At 67.3% G+C, this 15,143-nt stretch carries 13 protein-coding genes; 3 read left to right on the top strand and 10 right to left on the bottom strand.

Annotated elements, in window-relative coordinates:
* Positions 1-78: 78 nt before the first annotated feature.
* Entirely contained in the window at positions 79-834 is a 756-nt protein-coding gene (locus G3I17_RS07205) for a hypothetical protein (RefSeq protein ID WP_164595072.1), read from the bottom strand.
* Positions 835-966: 132 nt separating this feature from the next.
* Here G3I17_RS07205 and G3I17_RS07200 point away from each other — a divergent pair, with 132 nt between their 5' ends.
* Positions 967-1,854, top strand: coding sequence for an endo alpha-1,4 polygalactosaminidase (locus tag G3I17_RS07200; RefSeq protein WP_343238225.1), 888 nt, complete (start codon positions 967-969; stop codon positions 1,852-1,854).
* Positions 1,855-2,219: 365 nt separating this feature from the next.
* On the opposite strand, the gene G3I17_RS07195 is transcribed toward G3I17_RS07200, so the two are convergent.
* Together G3I17_RS07195 and G3I17_RS07190 are read right to left on the bottom strand one after the other, a co-directional pair.
* A complete protein-coding gene (locus tag G3I17_RS07195; protein ID WP_164595071.1) occupies positions 2,220-4,955 on the bottom strand; it encodes a LuxR family transcriptional regulator in 2,736 nt (911 codons plus the stop codon).
* An 11-nt stretch (positions 4,956-4,966) separates the two neighbouring features.
* Positions 4,967-5,914, bottom strand: a complete 948-nt coding sequence (locus G3I17_RS07190) for an alpha/beta hydrolase (protein WP_164595070.1) — start codon at positions 5,912-5,914, stop codon at positions 4,967-4,969.
* A gap of 103 nt (positions 5,915-6,017) precedes the next feature.
* Here G3I17_RS07190 and G3I17_RS07185 point away from each other — a divergent pair, with 103 nt between their 5' ends.
* Positions 6,018-6,374, top strand: coding sequence for a hypothetical protein (locus G3I17_RS07185; protein WP_164595069.1), 357 nt, complete (start codon positions 6,018-6,020; stop codon positions 6,372-6,374).
* A 90-nt stretch (positions 6,375-6,464) separates the two neighbouring features.
* On the opposite strand, the gene G3I17_RS07180 is transcribed toward G3I17_RS07185, so the two are convergent.
* On the bottom strand, positions 6,465-7,412 hold the full coding sequence (locus G3I17_RS07180; protein ID WP_164595068.1) for a DUF916 domain-containing protein: 948 nt from the start codon (positions 7,410-7,412) through the stop codon (positions 6,465-6,467).
* A gap of 247 nt (positions 7,413-7,659) precedes the next feature.
* On the opposite strand from G3I17_RS07180, the gene G3I17_RS07175 reads away from it, so the two are divergent.
* Positions 7,660-8,631, top strand: coding sequence for a hypothetical protein (locus G3I17_RS07175; RefSeq protein WP_164595067.1), 972 nt, complete (start codon positions 7,660-7,662; stop codon positions 8,629-8,631).
* 74 nt (positions 8,632-8,705) lie between these two features.
* Here G3I17_RS07175 and G3I17_RS07170 read toward each other — a convergent pair whose 3' ends face one another.
* From G3I17_RS07170 to G3I17_RS07145, 6 genes are all read right to left on the bottom strand, one after another.
* Entirely contained in the window at positions 8,706-9,737 is a 1,032-nt protein-coding gene (locus G3I17_RS07170) for a DUF4037 domain-containing protein (RefSeq protein WP_164595066.1), read from the bottom strand.
* A gap of 18 nt (positions 9,738-9,755) precedes the next feature.
* Positions 9,756-10,676 (bottom strand): PASTA domain-containing protein, encoded by a 921-nt coding sequence (locus tag G3I17_RS07165; protein ID WP_164595065.1) that lies wholly within the window; start codon positions 10,674-10,676, stop codon positions 9,756-9,758.
* Positions 10,676-11,173, bottom strand: coding sequence for a SigE family RNA polymerase sigma factor (locus G3I17_RS07160; RefSeq protein WP_164595064.1), 498 nt, complete (start codon positions 11,171-11,173; stop codon positions 10,676-10,678). The genes G3I17_RS07165 and G3I17_RS07160 overlap by 1 nt, the downstream gene beginning before the upstream one ends.
* Positions 11,174-11,240: 67 nt before the next feature.
* On the bottom strand, positions 11,241-12,221 hold the full coding sequence (locus G3I17_RS07155) for a PD40 domain-containing protein (protein WP_164595063.1): 981 nt from the start codon (positions 12,219-12,221) through the stop codon (positions 11,241-11,243).
* Positions 12,218-13,450, bottom strand: coding sequence for an MFS transporter (locus tag G3I17_RS07150; protein WP_164595062.1), 1,233 nt, complete (start codon positions 13,448-13,450; stop codon positions 12,218-12,220). The genes G3I17_RS07155 and G3I17_RS07150 overlap by 4 nt, the downstream gene beginning before the upstream one ends.
* Before the next feature lie 11 nt (positions 13,451-13,461).
* Entirely contained in the window at positions 13,462-15,045 is a 1,584-nt protein-coding gene (locus tag G3I17_RS07145) for a discoidin domain-containing protein (RefSeq protein ID WP_239062223.1), read from the bottom strand.
* Positions 15,046-15,143: the final 98 nt, after the last annotated feature.

Raw genomic sequence — 15,143 nt, 5'->3', positions numbered from 1 at the left:
AGCGCTTGCATCGAGCGGGACTCTACTGTTCCGCGACGCATTGCACACCCCTTCCCCGGTTCCGGAACTTCCCGGCGGTCAGGGTGCGCGGGTGGCCAGGGTCGCTGTGGTGGCGGTGGTGGTGATCGTGACCGTCCAGCCGTCGTCGTCGGTGAAGACGAGGGTGGTGGTGGTCCCGCCGGTGGTGGTGTCCTTGACGATGTCCCAGAACGGGCCGTCCGCGGCGTCGCGGTAGTACCGGAGTACTTCGGGCGGGGACGGCGAGGCGAACCGGAGGTTGGCGCCGGTCTTCGGATCGCTGAGCGAGGCCGCCTTGGTCCCGCCGGGGAACTTGAGGAAGAACGGCACGTTGACGAGCTTCAGCGCGCTGGCGGAGATCGGGTCCGGCCGGTACTGCCAGAACTTCACGACCGTCTCGTCGGCCGAGGTGGCGGTGATCGACCCCGACCAGCCCTTACCGTCGAAGGTCCGCTCGTTCGGCGTACCGGCTGACTCGGCGACGGCGAACCCGGTTCGCGGCAGGCGCTTGTCGAAGTGCTTCAGGACCTCGGAACTCTTCGGTGCGCTGAGCGTGACCGTCTGCTCGTCGACGTCGAAGGAGGCCTTGCTCACCTTGCTCCCGTCCGGAAACTCCAGCCCCGGCGGCGCACTGAACTCCTGCCCGTCGAGGATGACCCGCTCGCCCGGCTTCTTCTGGCCGGGGGCACCGATCGAGATGGTCTTGCCAGGTTCGCCGGTCACCTCCGGCGGCGGTTCCGCGCCTCCGGCAACGACCGTGCAACCGACGCTGCACAGCAGGACCGCGATCGAAACACCCACACCGACAACGCGCACGTGAACCCTCCCCCAGGTTGCCGCCACGGCACCCCAGCGCCCGCGACAGGGCAAATCTAACGAGTCTGTGGGGTCATCACTCCTAGCATCGTCTGGACGCAATACTGGGTTCGACCGATCGATGGAGTCTCCGTGTCCCCTGTTCGTCCGCGCGTTCGTTATCTGCTGATCGGTCTGCTGGGCGGGGCGGTGGTGATCGCCGGTCTCGTCGTACTGCTGAATCGGTCGCCGGAGTCCGAGCCCGCCGCGACGGACAAGCCGGATGCGACGACCTCCACGCCGTCACCTTCGTTGCCGAAGGCACCTGATGCGCTCACGTTGCCACCACAGCACGCCGGATTCGACTACCAGCTCGGTGGGCCGTACCCGCCACCGGCCGGCGTCGGCATCGTCACCCGCGATCGCACCGCGCCGATCGCCAAGGGGCTCTACAACGTCTGCTACGTCAACGCCTTCCAGACCCAGCCCGGCGAGCAGGACGACTGGGACCAGGACCTGTTGCTCCACGACGCCGCCGGCAAGCTCGTCATCGACGAGGACTGGGACGAACCCCTGCTCGACCTCCGTACCGCCGACAAACGCCAGCGGATCGCCACCAAGGTCAACACCTGGATCGACGGCTGCGCCACGAGCGGCTACCAAGCCGTCGAGCCCGACAACTACGACAGCTACACCCGCTCGAAGAACCTCCTGACCGCCGACCAGGCCAAGGAGTTCCTCACCCTGCTGGCCACCCACGCGCACACCCGCAACCTGGCCATCGCCCAGAAGAACACCGCCGACCTGGCCACCGACCGCGCAACCGTCGGCCTCGACTTCGCGGTCTCCGAAGAGTGCGGCCAGTACGACGAATGCGCCACCTACGCCGACGCCTTCGACAACAACGTGCTGGTCATCGAGTACACCCCAGGCGGTCTCCGCAAGGCCTGCACTGCCTACGGCGCCAAACTCAGCATCGTCCAGCGCGACCTGGACGTCACCACGCCGGGCACCGCCGCCTACCTCCGCAAGACCTGCTGACCCACCCCGAGCTCATGAGATCGGCCAATGGCGGCCCGGGCGGCCAGCTTCTGGGTGCGGATTGGCTTTGGAGCAGCCACCAGACGCGGATTTGGTTGCCAATAGCAATGACTGGCGACCTGTGGAGCCTGTTGCGGAATGGGAAAGTGTGCATAACGGCAGGAAGTAGTGCCCGTACTGCTACCGGGCGCCGCCTCCGTGAGCGTGGCGCCCGGCCGAACACCCGACTACTTCCTGCCCTTGTGTACAGCCACCCCGCTCGGCCTCGAATTCTGTGGAGCGTCAGCGGCCGAACGAACGGCGTTCGCCCAGCTCGACTCACCCGCCCGGGGCAACTGGCGGCTGGCCGGGACGATGTGGAGGGTTCAACTGGTCGGGTGATCCGCCAGGGCGTCTCGGAGGGCGGCCCGGGAAGTGACGCCTAGTTTGGGGAAGAGCTGGTAGAGGTGGGTGCCGACCGTTCTGGGTGAGAGGTAGAGCCGGTCGCCGATCTGTTTGTTGGTGAGGCCCGCTGCCGCGAGGAGGGCGATCTCGCGTTGCTGCGGCGTGAGGGTGTCGATCTTCTTCAAGGCATCGGCGTGGGTCGCGGGTAGGCCGGTGGCGCGGAGCTCGCTGGTGGCCCGCTTCGCCCAGGGGTCGGCGCGGAGGCGGTGGAAGATGTCGCGGGCGGCGGTGAGCTGACTGCGCGCCTGGCTCGGACTCTTGGCTCGGCGCAGCCGTTCGCCATAAGCGAGGTGAACGCGCGCCTGCTCGAACGGCCAGCACTCAGCACCCGGGGTAGCCAGCGCCTCCTCGAACAACCTGCCGTCCTCTGGCTCACTCGCGACCAACGCCGCCGAAGCACTGGCGACAAGGGCAAGCCGAGTCGAGATCCCACTCACACCAGCAGCCTGTACTGCGGCCACGTGCGCCCTCGCCTCGGCGTGCCGGCCGGTCCGTACGGCGGCCTCGACGAGATCCAGAATGACCCAAAGAGCATGCGCCGAGTGAGGTACCAGCGTTCCGGCCGGGCTGATCGCCGACACCTGCTGGTACGCCGCTTCGTAGTCGGCCCGGCCGAGCGCAGCCAGCCCCTTGGCGTGATGCGCGTAGTTGAGAACGAACCCGACGCGTCGCGAGCCGGCCCACTGGAGCATCTCGTCGGTCAGTGTGTTCACCGTGGCCTCGTCGCCACGGGCGGCGGCGATCCACGCGTGCTGGAAGCGCAAGATGTAGGCGAGTAGCTGGTAATTGTGCTCCTCGCAGAGCGCCAGCCCTTCGCCCGCCAGCCGGGACGCTTCGTCCCAGTCGCCGGAGAGCAGGTCGTCGCATCCCAGGAGCAGCAGCGCCTCGATCCCGGCGGTGATGGCGCCACCGGCCCGGCCGTGCTCGACCGCTCTCCAGAGTGCGGTGCGGCAAGACGGCAACCTGTCGGCGTACAGGGCGGCGACCCCGACGCGGATGATGTACCCCGGGTCGGACTGCTCGTCGAGCGCGGCGACCACGTCGTCGAGCCGGTCGAGCACCGGTAACGCCAACCGGGCGGGCTCCACGTAGGTACTGGCCAGGAGCTGGATGAGTTCTGGTGGTTCCGGTCGCAGTTGCGCCAGCACTGCCTGGAACGATTCGACGAGTTCCGGCCGCGACCCGAACGCGGTCAGCGCCTGCAGCACCCACAACGCCTCGTTGAGGATCTCGTCCTTCGCGTCGGTGGGATCGGGCGAGTTCTCGATCGCACCCAGGATCATCCGGTACGCGGTGTCGATCGCGCCGTGCCGCTGGAGCAAGTACGCCGCACCGGCCAGGGCGACGACGAGCGACGGTGGCTCCCGGAGTACACCCGGCTCGAGAACGGCCAGCATGTTGCGCAGATCGCCGGTGACGTCGACGCCGATATAGGCAGCCATCACCGATCGCCGCTTGCGGTCCTCGACGTCTGGGCTCAGGTCGGCAGCGCGCAGCAGCAGGACCATCGCGCCGACGGGATCGCCTCGCCGTTGCACCTTGGCGGCGGCTCGTTCGAGCAGCTCCGCGACCTCTTCGTCCGGACCGGTCGCGGCCTCGGCCAGATGCCAGGCACGCCGCTCGGAGTCGTCCGGGAACTGCTCGGCCAAGGCTCGGTGCACCCGGCTGCGTTCTTCATTGGTCGACAGCTCGACGACCGCGGCACGGGTCAGCGGATGCCGAAACGCCACCCGCCCGGCCCCGCCGTCGACGAGGATCAGTCGCGCCCTCTCGGCCGCGTCCAGCGCAGGTGTCCCCCACACGGCGGCCGCTGCGTCGCGAACGATGCGCAGCTCACCGGAGCCATCGAGCGCAGCCAGTAGTAGCTGCCCACGGGTCGCCTCCGGCAGGTTGCTGATCCGCGAGGCGAAGAGAGACTGCAGGCGCCGGCTGACCGGCGGTGGCGTCGACGAGGTCCAGGCGGGCCGATGACCGCTGAGGGCGATCGGCATTTCGAGCAGGGCCAGCGGATTGCCCTGCGCATCCTCGAGCAGACGCTGCCGGATCCGCGGTGACAGCTTGGGAAAGTGGTCGTCGACCAGCGCGGCCGCGGCCTGGTCGTCTAGCGGACGGACTTCGAGCTCCGGCAGACCGCCGCGCTCGAAGAAGCTGACCTCGTCAGACCGGAACGCGGCCAGGAACCCGACCCCGCTACCGGCCAGGCGGCGAGCGACGAACCCCAGTACTACGGCGCTGACGCGATCCAGCCAGGGCATGTCGTCGACGATCACCAGCAGAGGCTGATCGGCAGCCGTCTGCGTGAGGAGGGCGAGCATCGCGGTGGAGACCGTCAGCTGATTCGGCGGTGTCCCGTCGTCCAGCCCGGCCGCGACTTCGAGTGCCCGGCGATGCCCAGCGCCGAGCCGGCCGAGCTCCTCCACCAGCGGATGAATCACCTGATGGAGGCCCGCGAAACTCATCTCCGCTTCGAATTCGACTCCCGCGGCCCGGATGACGCGTGCACCTGCGCCCGTCGCCGACGCGGCGATGGCATCGAGCAATACCGACTTGCCGACGCCGGGGTCTCCGGTCAGGAGCAACCCTGCGCCGTCGGCTGCCGCAGTACCGATGAAGGCGTCGAGCTGGGCGAGTTCGGCGTCGCGACCGAACAGTCTCACGGCAGGGAACTCTACCCTCGTTCGGCCAGCCGGGTCTTGAGAAAGTCGACCACTCGATCCAGCAGGTCGGTACTGTTCCACGGCTCCGGATTGTCCGAGAGCTCACCGTGTCCGGCGCCCTTCAGCACGTACCGGGTGCTGTCGACCCCGGCCGCGAGCAGGGCCTGGTGGAGGCGGGCGGTCTGGTTCGGCGCGATGACGCGATCGTCGTCACCGTGCAGCAGCAGGAAGGCCGGCGTCTCCGCGGTCGCCCGGTTGGCCGGATCGGCCTGCCGGAACTCGTCGAGCTGGTCGGCCGTCGAGCGACCGGGACCGACGACGTACTTGGCTACTGCTGCCTTGGGCCCGCTGTGGGCGGCGACTGCCTTCGCGTCGAACCCCTCGGCGACCGAGCTGAGATCCGAGGCACCGAAGAAGACGACGGCGGCGTTGAGTTTGCACTCCGGTTCGGTGGCGGCCATCGAGGCCAGGTAGCCGCCGGCCGACTCACCCCAGACGGCGACGCGAGTCGGGTCGACGCCGTACTCGGCGGTGTGCGATCGGAGGAAGTCGAGCGCGGTACCGACGTCCATCAGCCCATCGCGGTAGGTGGCTCCGACCGCGGTCGTCCGGTAGTCGATGCTCGCGACCACGAAGCCGGCCTCAGCGACGTACCGGCGCTGTTTGCCCGCCATCTGCCGGCGCGCCGACACGAATCCCCCACCGGGCAGATAGAGCACGACCGGATGCGGGCCGTTGCCAGGCGGGACGAGAACGTCCATCCGCAACTTGCTCGACGGCCCGGCATACGGGATCCCTTTGTGGGAACGGGTTTCACGGCCGGGACTGATCTGCACCCGCGGGTCCGGAGCGATGACGACGCTGTCGGGATCGCTGTCCGGCGCCGCGACGCTCGACAACCGGATCGGCTGCCCACTCAACGCCGCCAGCACGGTGACCACCCGCATGGTGAGCTTCACACCGGTCTCCTTCCATCCATGACTCGCACGATAACCGATAGTCAACCGGTTAACAATCACGATAGCGGGTCGGTCCCCCCGGTGCCGCGTAGCATCTGCTGGCATGTCGCAACCGAATCAGTTCCCGCCGCCACCGCCGGGCGGGCCGCCGTACGGAGGGCCCCCGCAGTACGGGCCGCCGCAGTACGGACCGCCGCCGAAGCGGAGTCGTGGGCTGCTGATCCTGATCGGCGCGCTCGGGCTGGTACTGGTCGTCGTGATCGCGATCGGCGCGGTCGTACTGCTCCGGGCGAGCGACGATTCGAAGCCGGCGGACGGCAAGTCCGGCGCCCGAGCCTCGACTCGTCGGCCCCCGACTCCCGGAGCCGGTCGATGCTCGCCTGACTCTCGTAGTAGTACGCCAGGTGCAAGGGAGTGTTGTCCTGCCGATCACGCAACCCGGCGGCCAGTACTCCGGTGACAGCGAGGTAGCTGACTGCTGGGATCACCCTCCGATTTTGCTGGTACCACCGGAGCAGCGGGTGGAGATGTCAGGTTGTTGCCGAGACGGTCATCGGGCGTGGGCGGGGCGGCGTCTGTGGCGGTGGCGGGTGATGAGGAAGGCGGCTGCTGCCGTGCAGGCGGCGATGAGGAGTAGCAAGGTCCAAGGGATCGTCAGCGTGTGGGTGGTGGCGGCGCTGGCTGGTTGGGCAGCCGATCTCAGCAGCGGTACTACGGAGACCGTGCCGGTCAGGCGGATGGCGGGCGGGACTCCGTGGATCGGGGTGGAGACCTTCCAAGACTCGCCTGGCAAGAGTTGAGGAGAGTCGGCGAGTTGGGTCGGGTGTGCCGAGTAGAGGCCGAAGGGGCCGGTGACAGAGGCCGCTTGGCGGGCCGCGACGATCGCGTTGCCGGTGTTGTGGACGGTGTAGGTGACCGTGGCGCTGCCGGTTCCGAAGGGATTCGGAGTACCTGAGTAGTGCACCTTCAGGTCCTCGACAGCCAGGGCTGGCCTGAGTTCACCGCTTACTCGCAGCCGGATCTTGATCCCGACTCGCTGTTCCGAAGTACCGGCTCCTCGCACTGACGTGACGATCCCGCCCAGATGGTCGCCGGGCGCAGCGGTGTCGGGGAGGGCGACCCGGAACGGTACATCGACCGACTGGCCGGGTGGGACCTTCACGGTGGACCGGCTGAGCTGGACCCAGGAGCCGATGTCGGTCGACTTCGAGTCCCTGCCCAGCAACTCGAGCTGGCCCTCGTCGGTGGTGAACGCGTCGGCGCCGTACAGGGAAAGCACGAGCGGCGTCTTGCCCCGGTTGACGACGACCAGGGCGTCCTTGAGTTGGCCGCCGCGGGGCAGGGTGTAGCTGTAGCTCGGCCGGTTCGACCCGAAGATGGTCGCCGCCGGCTTGACCTCCCACGAGGCGTCCGCGGCCGCGACCTGGCTCTGCGCGCCGACCAAGGTGGAGACGGCGGCAAGCAGCAGGACTACAGCGACACGACTGACGGCATGCATCAAGGTCCCTCGGACGGATCGGACGGGAGGCGTACCGACGGGGCGGACCCCAGCGTCTTTTCCCTGGATGGAGCGCAGATGAACGCGGACCGACACGCCGGCTGCCCGGCCCGCAACACTCGACACGCTGGTTGCAGGTTGTTGCAACGACTTTCTGGTATGGACCCCTGAGTCGCTACGGTGATCGGGACATTCGTCGGTGCGAGAAGCCCCCGGGGGACATCGAGTACTTAGGGAGAGTCTGCAGATGAGAATTCGTCGTTTTGCTCTTGCAGTGGCCGGGCTGAGCCTGGTCACGGGGGCTGTGGCGGCCAACCAGGCCACCGCAGAGGTGCAGGGCAAGCCCCAGCCGAGTCGCCAGTCGCTGGCGGAGGGGCTGGCAAAGCCGCAGGCCAAGGCGCCGGCAGCTGCGGGGGCCTGCCAGGTCGAGGTCGGCGCCGTGACCGCCGCCGGTCAGAACGCCGGCTACCGGATCATCGCGACCAAGCCGGTGACCGCGCCGCCGTACAAGCCGTACAAGCTGTTCGGTATCCGCGCCAGCTCGACCTGGTACGACTGGCAGGGTTCGGGCACCACCCACTACTACGCCGGATTCGTCCTGGTGAGCGGCAGCCTGTACGCCACCGCCGAGTCGTACAAGACCCCGCAAACAACAGTTCCGGTGGTCAGCTCGAAGCGGCTCGGCACCGGCTGGGGTAGCTTCACCTCCCTGGCGAGCTCGACCTACTACAACGAGTCGACCGGCGCGGGACACATGTTCCTCTACGGCCTGAACACGAACGGCACGCTGTACCGCTACAGCATCAACGGCACGACCGGCCCGGTCTCGGCCGCCGGCAGCGCGCTCGGCTACAAGTCGTTCAAGTCGATCACCACGATCGCCGAGACCGCGACCTACGACACGCTTCTCGGGATCACCAAGACCGGCGCCATCTACACCATCCACCTCCCCATCACGCAGCAGCTGAAGGGCACCCTCAAGGCGGTCCGCACGACCGGCTTCGGCGCCTACCACCAGCTCATCGCCCAGCGCTGCGGCAACAACGGCGGCACGCTGCTCACCGGCTTCAACAACGCGAACAACACGGCCACCGTGTACGCGATGAGCCGGGCGAAGGGCGCGGCGACCGTCGTCAACACCATCGGTAGCGTCGCGCTGCCGCAGGACGCGACGGTGCACTTCATGTACACCGGCGACTACCAGCTCATCGGCGAGTGACTTTCGCCTGATGCACTGAGCACCACGAAGACGTAGTACCGGCAGAAGCCCAGGTCACTCGACCTGGGCTTTTGTCATTCCTCCTCTCCGAGGACCCGCAGGAGCAGGGTGCGGTTGTGCGGTCGCCACATCAGCTCACGGAACTGGTCGACCGGGCCGACGGGCCATCTCTTCAGCAGGCTCAGCACGGCCGGATCCTGGATCTGGGCCGCCAGCAGGCCCGGGTAGTCGGCCCAGGCGACCTTGAACGGCCGGTCCCACATCTGCTCGACGCCGATACTGACCGGCTCGGTGAGTTGCAGCGCGTTGTGCATCGCGCCGACCTTCTCGTACGCCGTCACGAGGGCGCTCTCGCGTTCCTGCCAGGTCCCAGCATGCAGCACCTTCGACAGGATCGGCTCGAGCTCGGGGCCGCACTCGAGTCGGGAGAACGCCGTGCCGAACCACTTCGAGTACGGCGCGTACTGCCGCTCCATCAGGAAGCAAAGCCGCATCAGGTCCGAGACGAGCCGCGCCCCGAGCACCGCCGACCCGACCTCGTCCCCCACCGAGCCGGTTCTGCCGACCAGGTTCATCTCCGGGTGCACGCGCCACCAGCCGGCCACCAGGAGATAGAGCCAGACATCGTGCGGGTAGTAGGCGAGCCGGTCGCGGACCGCTTGCAGGCCGACCTCGTCGTGGTGGACAGCGCCGGCCGTGAACGTCCGGAGCCCCTGCTCCGGAAAGGTCAGCCAGTCGAAGGCCGCGATCTCGCCGTCCACGTCGAGGCTCAGGTTGTCCTGGAAGTAGCTGCGGACCGTATGCACCTCGACCGACCCAAGGATGCCGGGCGCGGCGAAATCGATCGGTCTTCCCCTGTACTCCGCGGGCAACTCCCGCTGCAACGTCTCCCCGACCGCCGCGTTCTCCTCCCGCAGGAAGAGCAGCACGCGTGGTTTCCAGTCGTGATCGGTCGACAGTTCGTCGTCGAAGCCGAGCACCTCCGAGCCGCGCCCGATCAGCGCCGCACTGTGTTCCAGGCCTGGGAATCTCGACTCCAGGATCGGCCGGACGGCTTCGGAGTAGAACAGCCTGCTCAGCTCGAGTCCCGGGACGAAGTCAGCCATACCTCTATTTTCGCAGGATCAGCGCTTCGCGACGACTGTAATCGTGACGGTCGATCCCGGCTTCAGCATCGTGCCCGGGAAGGGTGAGACCTTCAGGAGCGCCCCTGGTCCGTAGTCCGGGTTGCTCAGCGTCTTGGTCTCGACCTCGAGCCCGAGGCTGCGGAGCAGCTCAGCGTACCTCCGGCCGGAGCTTCCACCGCCCTTGGAAACAACAGGCCCGGACTCCGGTACGCCGACCCGATCGGGAACCACCACGATGCGCTCGAGGATGCGATCGACCTCCTCGGCACTCGTCGACGAGTCTGCGACGAACCAGGTCCCCAGCGAGGGCACCAGCACGATCCCGGTGCAGATCTCGTGACCGCCGAGCATGCCCGGCCCACAGGTCGTGCGTTGCCGCTCAGCCCGGACCCCGTCGATCTCGAAGGTCTCGTCGGCGTGGAAGTTGTAGCTGTACTGCACCTGGGCCACACCGATCCCCACCCTCACGCTGTCCACCCCAGCGGGTCGGCGCGTCGCGCACAACGTCACGAACAACTCGTCGATCAGGACCGTGTCGCTCTGCGGTGTCCCGCAGTGGACTTGGTTCGTTCCCCACCCCGCGGGCACCGCGATCGCCACCCGTCCGAGACCGACCAGCCGCATCCCGGCCGGTACGCCGTTGCCGTTGCCGTTGCCGTTGGTTGCTGTCGGCACCGGAATCGGCCCCTTGGTTGCCACCGGCACCTGTGTCCTGTCCGGGTTGATGCCAGGGGCAACCAGCAGCGCGGTTCCACCGGCAGCCACCAGCACGCCCACCACGGCAGCGAGCGAGATCACCGCCGTACGACGCCGCCTGCGCCGGGTGGCACCCGCGCGCATCGCGTCGATCAGCGCCGGCCTCACCTTTATCCGCTCGCCCGCCCGCTCCAGCAGCTCGGTCAGCTGTGACTCGTTCATCAGATTCCTCGCAGTTCTGCCAGGTCGGGGTCCTGGGCCAGCGTCTTCAACGCCCGCGCCAGCCGGCTCTTCACGGTGCCGGAAGCGATCCCGAGCACCGATGCCATCTGTTGCTCGCTCAGGTGGGCGTAGTACCGCAGTACGACGGCAGCGCGCTGCTCCCTGGTCAGCCGGTCGAGCGCCCGCATCACCGCATCGGAGTCGTCGATCCCGATCGTCTGGTCAAGGCTCGGCTGATCGGGCAGTACCGCCGCCGGCTTCTCACCGGTCCACCGGCGCCGGCGGGCGGAGATGAACTGATTGATCAGCACCCGATGGACATAAGCATTCCGGTCCTCGGCCACCCGCACCTTGTCCCACTTCAGCAAGCACCGTTCCAGGGTGGTCTGAACAAGATCCTCAGCCTCAGGCAACGAACACCCCAGCAACACGGCAGCCCGCACCAAACTCGGCCACCGCGCCGCCACGTAGTCGCTGAAGTCCTCGTCCCCGCTCACACCTCACCCACCCTCACACCTGATAGACAGGATGACAGCAGGCCGAGGTTCCCTCAGAACGGCAGGTTCAGCGGAGGGCGGGTGAGGCTGCGTCTGGGATTAGGAGGGTGGGGGTGCCGGTGGGGGTTGTTGGGGTTGACCAGATGTCGGAGGTGTTGGTGTCTCGGCGGAGGGTGTAGAGCAGGGTGGTGGCGTTGCGCCAGAGGGGCTGGTCGTCGACTGAGCGGGTCTCGGCGGGGTGGGTGACGTGGCGGGTGGCCAGGTCCAGTACTGCGAGGCGCCAGTTCCCGTCGGGCTTCTTCTGCTTGTACGCGATCCGCCGGCCGTCCGGTGACAGCGACGGGCACTCGACGTTCTGGAGGATGGCCTCGCCCTGGTACTCGCGGAAATCCGCCTCGATCAGGTAGGTCTTTCCCTTGCTCCCCAGCGTGACGTAGAAGCGGTTGCCGTCGGCGGCGAAGGTGATACCCCAGTAGTTGACGTCCGAGGCGAAGTAGCGCTTCCCGTCGACGAACACCGGCAACTCCTCGATGCTCTTCACCAACTGCCCACTGTCGACCTGGTACAGGCCGCTGCGCGTGGAGAACCCGGTCGCCGAGTACGAGTCACCGCTGACGAACAGAGTCCAGTTGACGATCTTCCCGTCCGGCGAGACCCGCGCGCGGCTCGGCGTACCGGGCAGCGTCTCCTGGTGCTTGATCGCGAGCTCCGGCCCGAGCACGAGCATCTCGGTGTACGGCGGCAGCGACCCTGGCTTGGTGCGCAAACAGATGCTCGTACCACGAGCGGTCGCGAACCGATCGCAGTGCAGATCACCGACCTGACGAGGACCATCGGGATCAGCAACCGACACCGCGGCCAGCTTCCCCTGATCGGGGCCTTCGGCAAGATTCCGGAAGTACAGGTTGCCGGGGGCAAGCGTCAGCTGCCCGGACACCACCGGCCGGGCGTTGACCGTTGGGCCGCCACCCCGCGCCTGGACGACGTACAGGGTTGCCGCCCCGAGCAGCAAGATCATGCCGAGGGCACCGACCAGGACCTTCTTCATCGTGCTTCCTCCCAAGGTCGGACGACGGCGGCCGCGATCGTGACCACCAGCAGTGCGGCCGTGGTGACGAGCAGCGCCGGCCGGAGATCCCACAGCGTCCACACCAGGCCGACGAGCACAGCCGACACCATCCGGGCCAAGGCCTGTCCCGTCTGGAGCAGCGCCATCCCACTCGCTCTCAAGTGCTCAGGAAGCAAAGGACCGGCCGCAGCAGGTAGTACTCCGTCAGTCGCGGCGTAGAAGGCACCATGCAACGCCAACGCCAGAACCGCGAGCCAAGGACTCTTCACCGGACCACACAAGAGCAGCAGCGCGAGCACCAGAGCCGCATGCCCGGCCAGGAAGAGCTTCCACCGCCCAACCCGGTCAGCAAGCCGCCCCAACGGAACGGCCAGCAGCAGAAAGGTCCCCGCAGTACCGATGGGCAGCAAAGGAAACAGCGTGGTGCTGACGTCCCACCGACGCTGCAATGCCAGATAGACGAAGGAGTCGGTGATCGTCACCAACCCCAGCATGGCGGCCCAGCCGCAACACCGCCGGAAGGCCTTGATGCTCAGCAACCCGAGCATGCTCCGCAAGGACCTGGCGACGGCAGGCCCCGACCGCGGGTGATCCTTGACCAGGAGCACCAGCAGCAGCACGCCGCACATTGCGATACAGAAGCTGACGACGAAGACGGCGTCGAAGTCTCCCAGGCTCGCCCACAAGACGCCGGCAGCGACGATCGGCCCGAGAAAGGCGCCGAAAGTGTCCAGGGCCCGATGCACACCGAAGGACCGTCCCAGCGTCTCCGGCTTGCTGCTCAACGAGATCAGCGCGTCGCGCGGCGCAGTACGGATGCCCTTTCCAGCCCGGTCGACGGCAAGCACGCCGCCGATCGCGGCGACCGACGAACCGGCCGCCAGCAGCCCGAGCTTGCAAACTGCTGACAACCCGTAGCCGATGCCGGCGACGGCTTTGAGCCGCCGCCAGCGATCGGCTACATGCCCGCCGACGAGTCGCAGTACTGCGGTCGCCCCGGCGTAGAGCCCGTCCAGCAAACCGAACTGCAAGGGGTTCAGGCCCAGCCCGATCACCAGGTAGAGCGGCAGGATCGCCGTCACCATCTCGGAGGAGATGTCGGTGACCAGGCTGACCACGCCGAGAGCCAGCACGTTGGCCGGCACCCGGCGCCACAGGCGGTCGACCTGCTTCGACGGGCCACTACTACGAGTCTCGGCGAGGTACATGGCTCAGCCCGTCAGTGGCAGGTGTAGGTCGGGCTGCTGTCCAGTACCTGCTGATCGAGACCGAGTAGCTGGCTCTGGAAAGTGGTGTCGGTCATCGAGAGCTTCAGCACGCCGAAGGTCTCGAGGAGCTTGGCCGTGGCCGGGTGCGCGGTCTTCGGCGGGTACAGGTCCTTGCCGCCGGTGCCACCGATGATCTGGACCGGGCCGTTCGGGTCGAGCTGCCCGTTCTTGTTCTGCGGCAGGAAGCGCTCGTAGTGGTGGTCGTGACCGTTGAGCACCAGGTCGGCCTTGGCATCGACCAGGATGTTCCACAGTTCGATGCTGTCGATGTTGTCGCCGTGGTCACCCGAGCTGTAGCGCGGGTGGTGGAAGTACGCGGCGACACAGCCCTTGGTGTTCTTGGCCAGATCCGCCTTCAGCCAGGTGATCTGGGCCGGCTCGGCGGCCTTGTCATGGGTGACGAAGTCGTTGGAGTCGATCGCGATGAAGTGCCAGTTGCCCTTCTCCCAGCTGTAGTACCGCTTGCCCTGCGGCTTCGCGATCGCCGCGCCGAAGTACTTGTCGTACCCGTTGAAGGCCGGCTCGTCGTAACCCTCGTGGTTACCGGGCACCGGCTTGGTGATGGACTTGAACTTGCCCCACGACTTGTCGTAGTAGTTCTGGAAGTCCGACAGATGCGCGTCGTCGTACTGGTTGTCGCCCATCGTGAGCACGTTCGCGGGCTTGATGAAGTCGACCAGCTTCGCGGTCTTGGGGTGGATGCAGTCGCTGGAGGACGCGGTGCACTGGTCCGCGATGTCACCGGCGGCGGCGAGGACGAAGCCCCCTGTACCACCCACGCTGGTCTTGACCGTGATCGCGGCGCTCGCCCCGGAGACGTTGCCGGCCAGGTCACGAGCGCGCACGGAGTACTGGTACGACGTGTTGGCCGTCAGCCCGGTGTCGTTGAACTGTGTGGTGCTGACCGTCGTGACCACAACGCCGTCGCGCAGTACGTCGTACCCGCTGACGCCGATGTTGTCGGTCGACGCGGTCCAGGACAACGCGGCCGTCGTCGCCGTGACGGCCGTGGAGGTCAGGCCGGTCGGCACCGTCGGGGCCTGGGTGTCGCCACTCGAGTCGGCGGTGCCGTAGACCTCCAGCTCGAACAGCGAATAGCCGTACGCGGTGCCTCGCTGGGTCCCGACCAGCCGGACGTACCGGCCGTGGCCGTCGAGGCCGGTCAGGTCGTCGGTCGCACCGTTGCCGTTCGTCACCGACTTGATGGAGGTGAAGTTGGTCCCGTCATCGGAGACCTCGATCCGGTACGCCTTGCCGTAGGCGGCTTCCCAGCTCAGCTTGACCCGCTTGACCGAGGCCGGCTGCCCGAGATCGACCCGGATCCACTGCGGATCCGCTCCCTCGTCACTCGCCCAACGGGTCGTCGTACTGCCATCGACGGCCTTGTCGCCGGCCAGCGAGGTGCTCTCGTTGCTGGAGGTGATGACTGGTTTTTGCCGGGACAACAGGACATCCGCGGTGACCCCGGCGGTCGCACTGCCGACACCGAGGCCGGCCACGATCAATAGTGGTAACAGGACTGCCGAACTTCGCAAGCGTTTGAACATAAGACCGACTCCCAGGGGCGGTTGGAGAATTGTTAGGAAAGTTACCTAACAGATAATCCGTCGTCAATGGCCAGGCCCCCACCGTC

The organism is Streptomyces sp. SID13031 (genome assembly GCF_010548305.1).
Taxonomy (GTDB): Bacteria; Actinomycetota; Actinomycetes; order Propionibacteriales; family Kribbellaceae; genus Kribbella.
The sequence above is the reverse complement of the archived record's forward strand: the minus strand, read 5'-3'. Positions and strand labels throughout refer to the sequence as shown.

Bases quoted from the DNA above. Each gene is read 5' to 3' on its own strand.
- G3I17_RS07185 (WP_164595069.1), top strand. From the start codon at position 6,018: ATGTCGCAACCGAATCAGTTCCCGCCGCCACCGCCGGGCGGGCCGCCG.
- G3I17_RS07180 (WP_164595068.1), bottom strand. From the start codon at position 7,412: ATGCATGCCGTCAGTCGTGTCGCTGTAGTCCTGCTGCTTGCCGCCGTC.
- G3I17_RS07175 (WP_164595067.1), top strand. From the start codon at position 7,660: ATGAGAATTCGTCGTTTTGCTCTTGCAGTGGCCGGGCTGAGCCTGGTC.
- G3I17_RS07170 (WP_164595066.1), bottom strand. From the start codon at position 9,737: ATGGCTGACTTCGTCCCGGGACTCGAGCTGAGCAGGCTGTTCTACTCC.
- G3I17_RS07165 (WP_164595065.1), bottom strand. From the start codon at position 10,676: ATGAACGAGTCACAGCTGACCGAGCTGCTGGAGCGGGCGGGCGAGCGG.
- G3I17_RS07155 (WP_164595063.1), bottom strand. From the start codon at position 12,221: ATGAAGAAGGTCCTGGTCGGTGCCCTCGGCATGATCTTGCTGCTCGGG.
- G3I17_RS07150 (WP_164595062.1), bottom strand. From the start codon at position 13,450: ATGTACCTCGCCGAGACTCGTAGTAGTGGCCCGTCGAAGCAGGTCGAC.